This is a genomic window from Bradyrhizobium sp. B117, from assembly GCF_038969555.1.
In the GTDB taxonomy this organism is placed as follows: Bacteria; Pseudomonadota; Alphaproteobacteria; order Rhizobiales; family Xanthobacteraceae; genus Bradyrhizobium.
Map to the genome: position 1 here is coordinate 430,758 of NZ_CP152414.1, position 13,336 is coordinate 444,093.

Sequence of the window (13,336 nt, forward strand, 5' to 3'; positions counted from 1 at the left end):
AGGCTGCGTTGGTTAACGGACGGTTAACGGGCGCGCGGTGGTGTTTACGGGTGCCCGTCACCGCACCGACTGCGGGATCGCAGAACTCCATCTGCCGCGGCTGCGTCTTGTCGGTCTTGTGCAGGCAGCGATGGAGCTTCAGGACGTTGGGGATGTTCTCGGAGATCTCGTTGCCGGTGCCGTCTCGGCAGATGACGAGGTTTTCGGCGAGGTGTTGCGGTCGGTGGCGTGCGCGTGCTCCGCGAGATGCGCCTCCGGGTGATGCTACCGGGACGAGTACAGCGGAAGATGGGGGTGTGCGCCGGGCTATGCGTTGGCCGCTTCCGTTCAAATACGTGCAACAATTGGCGCGAGAACAGCGCCCCTTGCCGTTTTCGCATTGACGCTACCAACGGCCTATTGTCAGGCGGGAGCAAGTGATGCAACGTTAAATTGTTTTCGCGAATCTATAAAAACAATCGCAGACCATTCATTGCACGACGCCGGTGAGAAGCGATAGGAATGAAATGTACTTAGCCGAACTGTCTATTAAGAATTTTCGTCGTCTGAGCGATGCCACTCTTAGATTCGTACCCGGCCTCAATGTTCTTGTCGGCCCCAACAACATCGGCAAGACTGCAGTCGTTGATGCGCTGAGGGCGCTATTAGCCGGCGCTGACGATCCTTATCCGAGATTCGATAGAGATGACATCCATATTCCCAAAAGCGGCGCCCCTGCGACTGAAATTCGTTTTGAATATATCTTCAGAGACTTGAGTCTCGATGATGAGGCGGACTTTCTTAATGCGCTTCGCAAGGGATCGGACGGTTCAATCGAAGCCCTGCTAGGCGTCAGCTACGGCGAGATCGATAAGGTCGGACGCCTACGTCCGCACAAATGGTGCGGTGAGCATGAAGACGTTTCGATGAGTGCAGGAATGCTAGAGAACCTGCGAAGCGTCTATTTGCAACCCCTCCGCGATGCAGAGCAAGGTTTAAAGCCAAGCAGGACAAGTCAGCTATCAAGGCTCTTACAGCTTCTGACCGATGAAACCGGCAAGACAACAATTGCCGATGCCTTGAAGGCGCTCGATTCAGAATTAAAGGCCAAGCAGCCTATTATCGATACGCAGAGCGCAATCACGAAGCGTCACATGTCGATGCTTGGAAGCAAGTTGGCTCAGATTCTTGAAGTAGGTCTGAGCGCAAGTGATTTTTCTAAGCTGGCCTCTCGCTTGTCGATCGTCGTTGATTCTCTGGAGATTGATAGTAACGGCCTAGGATACAACAATCTGATCTTCATGGCAGTCGTGCTGAGCGAGTTAGCCAAGAACGCAGATGCGGCCTTTCGCAGCCTGATTGTTGAAGAGCCAGAAGCGCACTTGCACCCACAGTTACAAGCCGTCCTTCTACGTTATCTATCTGATATGCAATCCGCCGCGGGTGAGCAACCTGTACAGGTCTTTGTGACCAGCCACTCGCCTAATTTTGCCAGTATTGCAAAGCTCTCCTCGATAGTTTGTCTCGTTGATGGAGAGACGAAAGTCGAGGCCTTTCATCCAAGGGACGTAAAGTTCGAAAAAGGAAAGCGGGAGAAACTTGAGCGATACTTAGATGTAACGAGGGCTGAATTGTTTTTCGCCCGTCGAGTTATCTTCGTGGAGGGCGCAGCTGAATTGATGATGATCAATTTGCTCGCTAAGCGACTTGACGTTGATTTGAGGGATCATGGCGTGAGTTTGATCAGCGTTGAAGGGCTAAATTTCGATTCGTTTATGCCGCTGTTCGGAGCGGGCGCAATCAGAATCCCTGTCGCCGTTGTAACCGACGCTGATCCACAAAAGGCGGTGGACGAGGATGGTTCGACTGAAGCAGTTTATCCCGCGCCAGGCGACATCGTCACTCTATCGGGCAATGCGGTCGCCATGAAGAAGAACGAAGATGAATTCGTAAAGGTGTTCTGCGGCTTAAAGACTTTCGAATATGATTTTGCTCTCCATGAAAAAAAATAGAGCCGCAATGATAGCGGCTTTGAAGGGTCTCCATCCCAAAATAGCGGCGCAGCTGCAGATCGATATCGCTGCGGCGGTCGGCGACGCGGCAAAGGCAAAAGTGCTCTTTCGGGGCATGTTTGAACGCTCCCAGAACAATGTTCAGAAGGGGCGATTTGCGCAGGCGCTTGCGGCCAAGATTGAAGATGAAGAGCTACCTATTACGGTCCCTGGCTACATCGCCGATGCTATCAATCATGTAGCCGGAACATGAGCGATCTTTCATCCGATCAAAGTGCTATCGTCGATCTACCTCTCGGCCCGACATGCGTGAGTGCTTGCGCCGGTAGCGGTAAGACGAGAACCGCGGTTCATCGCCTTTACCGGATGCGTCAGTCGCTAACAGATAGATGCGGGATTGTCGCGCTGCTCTCTTTCTCAAATGTGGCCGTTAATACCTTCAGAAGGGATTATTTTTCACTGACGAGAGATGAGGCTATTAGGGCGCGATCTTCAGCAGTTGAAATCGAAACCGTGGACGGCTTTCTCACGGCTAACATTCTGCGACCTCATGCCTCTAAGGTTATGAGATGCAACCGAACTCCTTTCCTCGTGGGGGGTTCAGAGCCCTTTCTGAAAGGGTTCAAAGTATTTTGCGGCGTTCGTTCACATGATATCGGAAACCTCAGTGCGAACCTAAGGAACGAAGTCTTCGAGTTTAGTTGTGACGAAGGTTATGCATCGATTCCTATTCCTTCGGCAAACGCGCGGAAGGTGATCGATAAGCTTGGTGCGGTGGGGGCCTACACTCATTCGCTCGGACGATATTGGGCCATCCGAACGCTAGAGCAGGATACTTATCTGCTGAGAGCTCTCGCGCGACGCTATCCTCATATCCTAATTGACGAAGCTCAAGATATCGGCCCTGAGCACCAATTCCTTCTTGAGATGCTGATAAGGAGCGGCAGCAAGCTATCGCTCATCGGAGATCCACATCAGGCAATTTACGAGTTCTCAGGTGCGGATGGGAGCTTTCTCAAGTTGTACGGCGCGCGCGGAGGGGTTTCGCCTCAAAGCCTTACGGTAAACTATAGGTCAGTGCCGATCATCGTCAGGGTGGCGAATAACTTGTCGGGACGCTCGGATGCCGCCGAAAGAACACCGCCTTCTAGCATGAATGGCGCGTACTACATTCCTTACAAGAAGGCGGAGAAGGACAAGCTGCTGGCGGCTTACACGAGCATGCTCGCGTCGGCCGACGTCGATGCGGAAGATGCGGCAATCGTCTGTCGAAGCACCAATTGGGTGGAGGAGTGGAGCGGAGGTGGAGAGGCGCAGGGCCAAGGAATTGTAAGATCGTTTGTAGAAGCCACTATAAAGCGCGATAAACTTGGCCGGTTTGACGAGGCTTTTGACAAGGCCTGTAGAGGTATTGTTGGTCTGTTAGGACAAGAACATGGTGACCTTGTTTCAATTCTGAAAAGAGGAGTGCCACGTGTCACGGCCGTTCCTCTGCGGCGAGCTATCTGGTCATTCGTGCGGGATGCAGACCGCGGATTGCCGTCAGGAAAGCTGCTTGCCAAGTCAGAGTGGCATCCGCTGTTGAAGGCACGTTTGCTTGTACTGCTTCAGCGTTTGGAGGCTGATTTTTCGCTCAAGCTGGGCGATAGCATAGGTCAGAAATTAGCCAACAAAGCTTTGCTCGATGCTCCGATCATAGAATTATCGGATCTCGCCACTGACCAAGGTAAGCCAGTGCATGTGTCCACGGTGCACCAAGTGAAGGGCGAAAGCATTGGCGCTGTTATGTACGTAGCTGACAGGGCGCAGGTGCGAAAGATGCTCGACGGAACACACACCGAAGATGGCAGGATTGGGTACGTGGCCGTTACACGCGCGCGTAATCTGTTCGTGCTTGCAGTACCTGAGAATTGTATCGGGAGTTTTGAGTCTGAGCTCGTCGCGTGCGGGTTTTCAAAAGCTGGTTCATCCTAAGCTGGCGGTAAGCAAACGACTAAGGTGAGGATTTCGGACCCCTCGCAGGGTCGCTGGGTCACAAAACAAAAACGGCCGGATCTTTCGATCCGGCCGCAATGCAAAACTCGACTGGCTAAGCCTACGCCACGCGACTTAGCCTCCGCTAGAAAAGAAAATCTTAGCTGGCCTTCTTCGCCGGCGCGGTGTCGCCGACCTTCTTCTGGATGGCGCGCTTCAGCTCCAGGGCGCGCGGCGACAGGGCGTCGGCGTTGGCCTTGAGCAGGAAGGCATCGAGGCCGCCATTGTGGTCGACGCTCTTCACCGCGTTGGTGGAAACGCGCAGGCGCACGTTGCGCTCAAGGGCTTCCGAAATGAACGTCACGTTGACGAGGTTCGGCAGGAAGCGGCGCTTGGTCTTGATGTTGGAGTGGCTGACCTTGTGGCCGACGAGGGGGCCCTTGGCCGTCAGTTCGCAGCGGCGAGACATGGCATTATCCTTGGTTCGAGCCCCCAATGAGTTGCGGCCGCCATTCGGGGCGCCACAGGGGCAAATTCTCTGTCCTTGCAGGGAGCGGGCGGACGTATAGGGGGGAAGGGGCGGGTAGTCAAGGATTTGGGCGGGGTTTTGGGGGTGCGCTCTGCCCCACCACGGTGTCATCGCCCGGCTTGACCGGGCGATCCAGTATTCCACCGGCGGCGCGGCCGGAGCCGAGGGGGCGCGGCGTACTGGATACCCCGCCTTCGCGGGGTATGACAGCGGAATGAGCGGGCCGCGTGCGCGCTCCTGACGCGGTACCCCGATCACCAAAACGGCAATGATTGAAACCCCTTACCATCACATAAAGGGCGTAATCGGACTGGAAAAGTCCGCTCAGGTTCCAGGCTGGAGATGCCCGGACGCATTGTCTGCCGCGGTTTTTGGCTTAAGTAACAACCGTCGCGCCCCGATTGGATCGTTTTGTGCCCAGAACTTCCCGACTTGCGTCCCGGCCGCGCTTGGCTCGCCGGCTGGCCTTCGCGGCCCTTTGCGGGTTCGCGCTCGCGTGGGGCGCCGAGCCGGTGGCGGCGCAGGGCAAGCTCGAGGCGCAATATGAGGCGACGCTGGCCGGCATTCCGGTCGGCAAGGGCGCCTGGAACATCGATATCGGCGACGACGTGTTCGCGGCTGCGGCCAGTGGCGGCACCACGGGGCTTTTGAAGTCGTTCGCGGGCGGGTCCGGCACCGGCGCCTCGCAGGGCCGCGTCGTCAATGGTGCGCTGGTTGCGACCGGCTACCAGGCCTCCACCACCACCTCGAAGAAGACCGAAGAGATCCGCATCACGCTCGACAAGGGCAATGTGAAGGAGTTCGGCATCGTGCCGGAGCCGCCGGTCGATCCTGACCGCATCGTCGTCACCGACGCGCATCGCCGCGGCGTCTGGGACCCGATGACGGCCTCGCTGCTGCGCGTGCCCGGCACCGGCGACCCCGTCACGCCCGACGCCTGCCACAACGGCGCACCCGTGTTCGACGGCCGCATGCGCTACGACTTGAAGCTCGATTTCAAGCGCATGGAGACGGTGAAGGCTGAGAAGGGCTATCGCGGCCCGGTCGTGGTCTGCGCGCTCTATTTCGTGCCTGTCGCGGGCTACATCCCCGATCGCCCCGTGATCAAATACCTCGCCGCCCAGCGCAACATCGAGATCGCCTTCGCCCCCGTCGCCGGCACGCGCATCCTGGTCCCGTTCTGGCTGAAGGTCCCGACGCCGCTCGGGCCTGCGATGCTGGAAGCCACCAGCTTCGTCACCGCGCCCCAGCCCCCGCGCGTGGCGAAGACGCAGTAGCCGCGCTGCCGATGGCGGCGCTTACCCTCCCCTGGAGGGGAGGGTAAGAAAGTGTGCAAATTCAATGACATGCCTACTGTGCATGGGGTTGTTTTCGCGCTTTTTGTTTCGGAGCATCGAGAACCGGGAATCCATTTGACTCCTCCCCGATTCTGATTCGACTCAGGCTCGTCCCCAACTTAAGCCTTTCCGTCCTCAAATCGTCGCTTGTGCGGCACCCCAAAACTCCATCTAGTGCACACGCAAAACGAGTCCCGCGACATGTTGCGTGAACGTAACAGGACTCAACGGGGAGTCAGCGATTCGGCCGCGATTCGTTCTAGAGTCGTTCCGAAGCTTAAAGAGAACGGGAAAAGCGTCGCAAAGTGAGACAGTTGCGCGAGGTTCGGGGAGGCGGCTTCCACACCCACGGTGGGCGAAGAGGCATTCACGCGTCGGCTATGTGTCCGAACGCCGCCATCCTCTCCGCTGTCATGCCCCGGCTTGACCGGGGCATCCAGTACTCCGCGGCTTCTCGGCTTTCCCACGACCACCTCGGCGTACTGGATCGCCCGGTCAAGCCGGGCGATGACAGCAGTGCGTAGGAACGACCACGCCCCCAACACGCCCCATCCAGCACTGACATTCGCCCAAATCGCCATTACCTAATCCCCCAGACATGCCCTTCTCTCCCTCCCCCTTCGCTTCCGAGCGCGCAGCCGGCGCGGGCGTCACCGCGGTGCTCGGGCCGACCAACACCGGCAAGACCCATCTCGCCATCGAGCGGATGCTGGCGCATCCCTCCGGCATGATCGGCCTGCCGCTGCGCCTGCTCGCGCGCGAGGTCTACAACAAGATCGCCGATCGCGCGGGCATCGAGAGCGTCGCGCTCGTCACGGGCGAGGAGAAGATCAAGCCGAAGAACCCGCGCTATTGGGTCTCCACTGTCGAGGCGATGCCGCGCGATATCGACGTCTCCTTCCTCGCGGTCGACGAGGTCCAGATCGCCTCCGATCTCGAACGCGGCCACGTCTTCACCGACCGCATCCTCAACCGCCGCGGCCGCGACGAGACGCTGCTGTTAGGCGCCGCCACCATGCGCCCGATCATCGAGCGGCTGTTGCCGGGCGTCTCCATGATCACGCGGCCGCGCCTGTCCAGCCTCGAATTTGCCGGCGACCGCAAGATCACGCGCCAGCCGCGCCGTACTGCGATTGTCGCCTTCTCGGCCGACGAGGTCTACGCCATCGCCGAGCTGATCCGCCGCCAGCATGGCGGCGCTGCCGTTGTTCTGGGCTCGCTGTCGCCGCGCACGCGCAATGCGCAGGTCGCGATGTTCCAGAACGGTGATGTCGATTACCTCGTCGCCACCGACGCCGTCGGCATGGGCCTCAATCTCGACGTCGACCACGTCGCCTTCGCCTCCGACCGCAAGTTCGACGGCTACCAGTTCCGCCGCCTGACGCCGGCCGAATTCGCGCAGATCGCCGGCCGCGCCGGACGTGCCACGCGCAACGGCACCTTTGGCACCACCGGCCGCTGCGCGCCGTTCGAGCCCGAGCTCGTCAACGCGCTGCAGAACCACACCTTCGATGCCGTGAAGGTGCTGCAATGGCGCAACGCGAAGCTGGATTTCTCCTCGCTCGGCGCGCTCCAGGTGTCCTTGAATTTGGCCCCCGGCCATGAGGCGCTGACGCGCGCTCCCGTCGCCGAGGACATGCGCGTGCTCGACCATGCCGCCCGCGACGTCGAGGTGCGCGATATCGCGCATGGCAAGGCCGCCGTGGAGCGGCTCTGGGAGGCCTGCCAGGTCCCGGATTACCGAAAGCTGTCGCCGGCCGCCCATGCCGAGCTCGTGACCACGCTCTACGGCTTCCTGATGCGGAAGGGCTGCATCCCCGATTCCTGGTTCGCGGCCCAGGTCGACCAGGCCGACCGCATCGACGGCGACATCGACACGCTGTCGGCCCGGATCGCGCAGATCCGCACCTGGACCTTCGTCGCCAACCGCCCGGACTGGCTGAAAGACCCCGAACGCTGGCAGGGGATCGCGCGGGAGGTCGAAAATAAATTATCGGATGCGCTCCATGAACGCTTGACTGAGCGTTTCGTTGATCGTCGGACCAGTGTATTGATGCGCCGCCTGCGGGAGAACACGAGCTTGAATACTGAAATCGGCAAGACCGGCGAAGTCATCGTCGAAGGCCATGTCATCGGCCGCCTCGATGGCTTCACCTTTGCACCGGATGCGGCGGAGGCCGGCTCCGATGCGAAAGCCTTGCAGGCTGCAGCGCAAGCGGTGCTCGCCGGCGAGATCAATGCGCGCGCCGAAAAACTGGGCAACGCGCCGGACGACCAGTTCGTGCTGACCTCGGAGGGCATGATCCGCTGGACCGGCGATGCCGTGGCGCGGCTGTCTGCCGCAGACGACGCGCTGCATCCGCGCATCCGCATCATCTCCGACGAGCGCCTCACCGGCGGCCCCCGAGAGAAGGTGCAGGCCCGCCTCGAGCTCTGGCTCAAAACGCATATCGAGAAGCTGCTCGGGCCGATGTTCGAGCTGTCCAAGGCCGAGGACGTTACCGGCATTGCCCGCGGCATCGCCTATCAGCTGGTCGAGGCGCTCGGCGTTTTGGAGCGTCCGAAGATCGCCAACGAGCTGAAGGATCTCGACCAGCCCTCGCGCGCGACCTTGCGCAAATACGGCGTCCGCTTCGGCGCCTATCACATCTATTTCCCCGGCCTCTTGAAGCCCGCCGCGCGCGCGCTCGCCGCGCTGTTGTGGGCGCTGAAGCAGGACAATGTCGATCTGTCCTCGCTCTCGGGCGCGCAGCATCTGGCTTCGTCCGGCCGCACCTCGTTCCCGGTCGACAAGCAGCTACCGCGCGATGCCTATCGCGTGCTCGGCTACAAGCAGGCCGGTGAGCGCGCCGTGCGCGTCGACATCCTGGAGCGTCTCGCTGATCTGATCCGCCCGGCGCTGGCCTGGCGCGAGAACTCGCCCGGCGAAAAGCCCGCCGGCGCATTCGACGGCCGCAGCTTTGTGGTGACGCAGGCGATGACCTCGCTCACCGGCTCGGCAGGCGAAGACTTTGCCTCGGTGCTGCGTGCGCTCGGCTATCGCATGGAGAAGCGTCCGCCGCTGCCGGTGAAGCCGGCAGCGCCTGCTGCGGAGACGGTCGCGGCCGAGACGCCGCCCGCCGAGGGCCGCGCGGAGACCTCGACCGAGACGGCCGCAGAAGCCGTTGCAGGCTTGCCTGAAGAGGCGGCCGTGTCCGCCGAAGCCGTCACCGTTGAAGACGCGCCCGGCATGGAGCAGCACGACGAGCCCGCCCAGGAAGAGCCGGCGCTCGAAGCTTCTCCCGAGGCGCCCGTCACGCCCGAGGATGCTCCCGGCATCGCACCGCCGGCGGAAGAAACCGCTACGCCTGCGGAGGCTGCCGGCCTCGAAGCCGCGCCTGCCGAGACCGCTGCAACCGAAGCCGCCGCATCGCCCGATGCTGCCGCGCCTGTCGAGGCCGCGGCTGCGCCCGCCGAGCCCGAGCTGGTCGAGGTCTGGCGTCCCGGCGGCCGTCACGAGGACCGCAAGCCGCGCCACGAGCGCCATCGCCACCAGCGCCATCACAACCAGCCGCGTTCGCAGGCTGGTGCTGAAGCCGGCAGCGCGCCCGCGGAGGCGACGGCCGGCGAAGCCGCCGATGGCGCCAAGCCTGGCGAGCGCCAGCGTCACGGCGGCGGTCATCGCCGGGATGGCAGGGATTTCCGCAAGGGCCGCGAGGAAGGCGGTGGCGAGCGCCGCGAGCAGCGCAACGACAACAACCGCCGCTTCGAGGGCAAGGATCGCGATCGTGACCGCGATCGCAACAAGGGCAAGCCGGGCGAGCGCGAGCACCGTGGCGGCCGCGACCGCGACAAGGGCCGCGATCGTCGCGATCGCGAGTCCGGTCCCTCGCTGCGCCCCTACGCCTCGAGCGCCAACCCGCGCGAGCGCGATCGTCCCATGGATCCGAACTCGCCCTTCGCCAAACTCGCCGCGCTGAAGGAGCAGCTGTCGGGGCGGAAGGAGTAGGATAGCGTTTTCAAGCGAAGTGCGGAGCGGTTCGCGTGAAGAAAACGCGCCATAAGGAATAGAGCCACGACCGAGCGGCAGCGCATCGACAAATGGCTGTGGCACGCGCGGGTGGTGAAGGCGCGCACCTCCGCGGCCGAGCTCGTCGAGTCCGGCCACGTCCGCGTCAACGGTACCCGCGAGACATCGCCGGGCCATGCGATCAAGCTCGGTGATGTCCTCACCATCGCGCTCGATCGCACCGTGCGCGTGTTGAAAGTCACCGGCTTCAACGAGCGCCGCGGCGATGCCGCCTCGGCCCGTGTCCTCTACGAGGAACTGAGCGAAGGCAATCCAGGTTCTCAGCGCAATTAATTGCGCTTTGAATTCATTTCTTGGTCGATCAAACACATAAAGCCGTCATGATCGAGCCTTCCCGACCTTGCGGCGCCGGGCCATCCGCGCTAGGCAAGCCGCGACTTCTAAAAGAGCTTTTCGGAGCGTTGGATGACTTACGTCGTCACTGAAAACTGCATCAAGTGCAAGTACACCGACTGCGTCGAGGTCTGCCCGGTCGATTGTTTCTACGAGGGTGACAACATGCTCGTCATCCATCCGGACGAATGCATCGATTGCGGCGTGTGCGAGCCGGAATGCCCCGCCGACGCCATCAAGCCGGACACGGAACCGGGCCTCGAAAAGTGGCTCCAGGTCAACGCCGACTACGCCAAGAGCTGGCCGAACATCACCCAGAAGAAAGAATCAGCCGCCGACGCCAAGGAGTTCGACGGGATGGACGGAAAGTTCGAGAAATATTTTTCTCCGAACCCCGGCTCCGGAGACTGAATCAGGGCCAAACTTAACCCTAATACCTTCGTCGGCGCCGAAAACCAGTCACAAAAGCCCCTAAATCATTGATTTTTGCGGGAAATGTGCTATATTGGGCACATTGAGCCGAACCCCGTCAGCCTCGTTGGCCCCTCTGGGTTCCCGTGAAACCTAAATGTCGAACAGGGGCGTGGCAGTTTCCGCGCGCAGGCTGTGTCACAGAAAACGCGTAAAAAGAGTACTTCAGCGAGGGCTTCCCATAAGGAGGCCAAAAAAGTCGCCGCGGCCAGCCGTAGCGCATCCAAGGGTCGGACCGCGACGAAGGCGCCGGCTGCAAAGTCCTCGAAGAACAAAAGAAGCGCAATGCCTAACAAGTCTGCCAAACCGGCCGCGAAAGCGACCGTTGCCAAGCCTGCTGCTGCCAAGCCCGCTGCTGTTAAGGCTCACGCTGCCAAGCCCGCCGCGCCGAAGGCCCCCGTTGCTGCTGCGCCTGCCAAGGCTCCCGTCGCTGCCGCCAAGCCGGCCGTGAAGCCCGCTGCGCCGAAGGTCGAGGAAAAGAAGGTCGTGACCCAGCGTCAGGGCTTCAAGGCCAACGAATTCGTGGTCTATCCCGCTCACGGCGTCGGCCAGATCCTGGCCATCGAGGAGCAGGAGATCGCCGGCGCAAAGCTCGAGCTGTTCGTCATCAACTTCATCAAGGACAAGATGACGCTCCGTGTTCCGACCGCCAAGGTCGCCAATGTCGGCATGCGCAAGCTGTCCGAGCCCGCGCTGGTCAAGAAGGCGCTGGAGACGCTCAAGGGCCGCGCCCGCGTCAAGCGCACCATGTGGTCGCGCCGCGCCCAGGAATACGAAGCGAAGATCAACTCGGGCGACATCGTCGCGATCGCGGAAGTCGTGCGCGACCTCTACCGCTCGGAGTCGCAGCCGGAGCAGTCCTACAGCGAACGCCAGCTCTATGAAGCGGCGCTCGATCGTCTTTCCCGCGAGATCGCGGTGGTGCAGCACTCGACCGAGACCGAAGCGGTCAAGGAGATCGAGGCCCAGCTCGCCAAGAGCCCGCGCCGCACCAACGCCAAGGCGGAAGCTGCCGATGGCGAAGGCGAGAGCGATGCCGAGGGCGATACCGACGATACGGATGGGGACGATACCACCGTTGCCGACGAGGCCGCGTAAACATCCCGTCGCGTCGATCGCAACAGTTCAAAAGCCCGGCCGTTTGGCCGGGCTTTTTTGTTTGGAGGCGTGATCCAGTGGCGGTCTGGCCTCGCTTTACGGCGTCGCGCGCGGCTGGGTCCAGATCGCGATCGGCCGCTCGAGACCGCGGATCACTTGGGGATCGACGGCGACCAGCGATGCAAACGTCTCGGCTGCGCTGCCGAGCTCGAGCCTGGCGCGACTGACGAGATCGTTGCTTGCCACCAGCGCGCAGTCGAGCGTGCGCGTCAGCCCCTCCAGTCGGCTTGCCGCATTGACGGTCGCGCCAATCACGGCAAATTCCAGACAGGTGTGCCCGATGTCGCCGAGCACCACCGGCCCGTAATGCAAGCCAAAGCCGACGCGCATCGGTGGTTCACTGGACGCCGCTCGCTGGGCGTTCCAGCCGTCCGCCGCCGCGATCATGGCCTGGGCGCAGCGCAGCGCGTTGCTGGCATCGCGCGCGCCTGCGAAGGGCGTGCCGAATGTCGCCATCAATCCGTCGCCCAGATATTTGTCCAATGTGCCGTCGTGGCGGAAAACCTCCTGCTCCATCAATCCGTGGAATTCGCGTAACGTCCGCACCACTTCCTCCGGTGTGCGCACATCGGCAAAGGCCGTGAAGCCGACGATGTCCACGAACAGCACCGCGACGTCCTGGGTGCGCACCTGCTTCAATGGCTCATCGTGCTTCGATAACTCCGTGACGACATTGGGTGAGAAGTAGCGCGCAAGATTGCCGCGTTCTCGCTCCACCGCAGCATGCCGGATCAGCAGATCATTGCTGCGACGGACCGCGAGCGCCAGCGTCCCCGCCACGATCAGGAAGACGACGATCTCCTGGATGCGGAGACCGAATCCGATCGCATCGGGCGAGATCAGCGCGAACAGCCTGTGATCGCTGCCCACCGCCTCCGCAATGCGGGCGGTCAGTGCGGGATCGCGATCAGGTTGCCACCACACCCAGGCCACGCCGATCACCCAGAGCGCTGCCGTCCATGTTCCGACCGTAATCACGGTTCGCCAGGAATAGGCCAGCGTGGCGCCTGCGAGCAGGACGAAGAAATAGATGAAGTTGCCGAAATGATATTGCATCGCGACCGGCCAGTGCGTCGTGCCGAATGGATTCGGGACGACGATGACGAATGTGAGCAGCGCCAGGTCGCAGAACAACAGTGCCAGCTCCGACCGCGATACGCCGACCCGCCCGACCCTGACCTGGGCCCATCCGATCAGTGCGAACAGGCCGAGCAACGCCACGTAGTAGAGCTGCTCCCACGCCGGGTTGATGGCCAGCAGCAGGCACGCGATGGCCGCAAGCGCGACATAGCGCGCTCGCACGGCCAGTTGCAGGCCCTCCTTCTTGCCGGCCTCGAGCGCCGCCTGTGCAAACTGAACGGTTTCGGTATCACGCTGGCTGCGCGCAGGCGACAGGGCGGCAGGCGAGTCGATGCGCTCGACGAGCAATGTCACGGGGCAGTCTCCTCGCTTGGGCCGCTGCAGCACAGCGGCG

10 protein-coding genes and 1 pseudogene are annotated in these 13,336 nt (G+C 61.6%); 8 read left to right on the forward strand and 3 right to left on the reverse strand.

Annotation, left to right across the window (positions count from 1 at the left end; all coding sequences use genetic code 11):
• Nucleotides 1–55: 55 nt before the first annotated feature.
• A pseudogene (locus AAFG16_RS02035) lies at nt 56–193 on the reverse strand (DUF2235 domain-containing protein); the annotation flags it as partial.
• A 313-nt stretch (nt 194–506) separates the two neighbouring features.
• Between AAFG16_RS02035 and AAFG16_RS02040 the strand changes: the two are divergent.
• Genes AAFG16_RS02040 through AAFG16_RS02050 form a run of 3 tightly spaced genes read left to right on the forward strand, consistent with a single transcriptional unit; the run spans nt 507 to nt 3,965 of the window.
• A complete protein-coding gene (locus tag AAFG16_RS02040; protein WP_342736913.1) occupies nt 507–1,991 on the forward strand; it encodes an ATP-dependent endonuclease in 1,485 nt (494 codons plus the stop codon).
• Complete coding sequence (locus tag AAFG16_RS02045) at nt 1,978–2,244, forward strand: hypothetical protein (protein ID WP_342736915.1); 267 nt, start codon at nt 1,978–1,980, stop codon at nt 2,242–2,244. Before AAFG16_RS02040 ends, AAFG16_RS02045 begins: the two co-directional genes overlap by 14 nt.
• Nucleotides 2,241–3,965: an ATP-dependent helicase gene (locus AAFG16_RS02050; protein ID WP_342736917.1), complete on the forward strand. Its 1,725-nt coding sequence runs from the start codon at nt 2,241–2,243 to the stop codon at nt 3,963–3,965. Before AAFG16_RS02045 ends, AAFG16_RS02050 begins: the two co-directional genes overlap by 4 nt.
• Nucleotides 3,966–4,125: 160 nt before the next feature.
• Here AAFG16_RS02050 and rpmB read toward each other — a convergent pair whose 3' ends face one another.
• Nucleotides 4,126–4,434, reverse strand: coding sequence for a 50S ribosomal protein L28 (rpmB, locus tag AAFG16_RS02055; protein ID WP_092220416.1), 309 nt, complete (start codon nt 4,432–4,434; stop codon nt 4,126–4,128).
• 473 nt (nt 4,435–4,907) lie between these two features.
• Between rpmB and AAFG16_RS02060 the strand changes: the two genes are divergently transcribed.
• The 5 genes from AAFG16_RS02060 to AAFG16_RS02080 all read left to right on the forward strand — a co-directional run bounded on the left by AAFG16_RS02060 (nt 4,908) and on the right by AAFG16_RS02080 (nt 11,802).
• A complete protein-coding gene (locus AAFG16_RS02060) occupies nt 4,908–5,771 on the forward strand; it encodes a DUF3108 domain-containing protein (RefSeq protein ID WP_342736919.1) in 864 nt (287 codons plus the stop codon).
• 658 nt (nt 5,772–6,429) lie between these two features.
• Nucleotides 6,430–9,819 carry a helicase-related protein gene (locus tag AAFG16_RS02065; protein WP_342736921.1) on the forward strand — a complete coding sequence of 1,130 codons (3,390 nt, stop codon included), beginning with the start codon at nt 6,430–6,432 and terminating at the stop codon, nt 9,817–9,819.
• Between the two features lie 111 nt (nt 9,820–9,930).
• Entirely contained in the window at nt 9,931–10,173 is a 243-nt protein-coding gene (locus AAFG16_RS02070) for a S4 domain-containing protein (RefSeq protein WP_283083357.1), read from the forward strand.
• A gap of 132 nt (nt 10,174–10,305) precedes the next feature.
• Complete coding sequence (fdxA, locus tag AAFG16_RS02075) at nt 10,306–10,644, forward strand: ferredoxin FdxA (RefSeq protein WP_342736923.1); 339 nt, start codon at nt 10,306–10,308, stop codon at nt 10,642–10,644.
• A gap of 345 nt (nt 10,645–10,989) precedes the next feature.
• On the forward strand, nt 10,990–11,802 hold the full coding sequence (locus AAFG16_RS02080; RefSeq protein WP_283083358.1) for a CarD family transcriptional regulator: 813 nt from the start codon (nt 10,990–10,992) through the stop codon (nt 11,800–11,802).
• 96 nt (nt 11,803–11,898) lie between these two features.
• Here the strand turns inward: AAFG16_RS02080 and AAFG16_RS02085 are convergent, their stop codons facing one another.
• A complete protein-coding gene (locus AAFG16_RS02085; protein ID WP_342736926.1) occupies nt 11,899–13,296 on the reverse strand; it encodes an adenylate/guanylate cyclase domain-containing protein in 1,398 nt (465 codons plus the stop codon).
• Between the last annotated feature and the right edge of the window lie 40 nt (nt 13,297–13,336).

Bases quoted from the DNA above. Each gene is read 5' to 3' on its own strand.
- AAFG16_RS02040 (WP_342736913.1), top strand. From the start codon at position 507: ATGTACTTAGCCGAACTGTCTATTAAGAATTTTCGTCGTCTGAGCGAT.
- AAFG16_RS02045 (WP_342736915.1), top strand. From the start codon at position 1,978: ATGAAAAAAAATAGAGCCGCAATGATAGCGGCTTTGAAGGGTCTCCAT.
- AAFG16_RS02050 (WP_342736917.1), top strand. From the start codon at position 2,241: ATGAGCGATCTTTCATCCGATCAAAGTGCTATCGTCGATCTACCTCTC.
- rpmB (WP_092220416.1), bottom strand. From the start codon at position 4,434: ATGTCTCGCCGCTGCGAACTGACGGCCAAGGGCCCCCTCGTCGGCCAC.
- AAFG16_RS02065 (WP_342736921.1), top strand. From the start codon at position 6,430: ATGCCCTTCTCTCCCTCCCCCTTCGCTTCCGAGCGCGCAGCCGGCGCG.
- fdxA (WP_342736923.1), top strand. From the start codon at position 10,306: ATGACTTACGTCGTCACTGAAAACTGCATCAAGTGCAAGTACACCGAC.
- AAFG16_RS02080 (WP_283083358.1), top strand. From the start codon at position 10,990: ATGCCTAACAAGTCTGCCAAACCGGCCGCGAAAGCGACCGTTGCCAAG.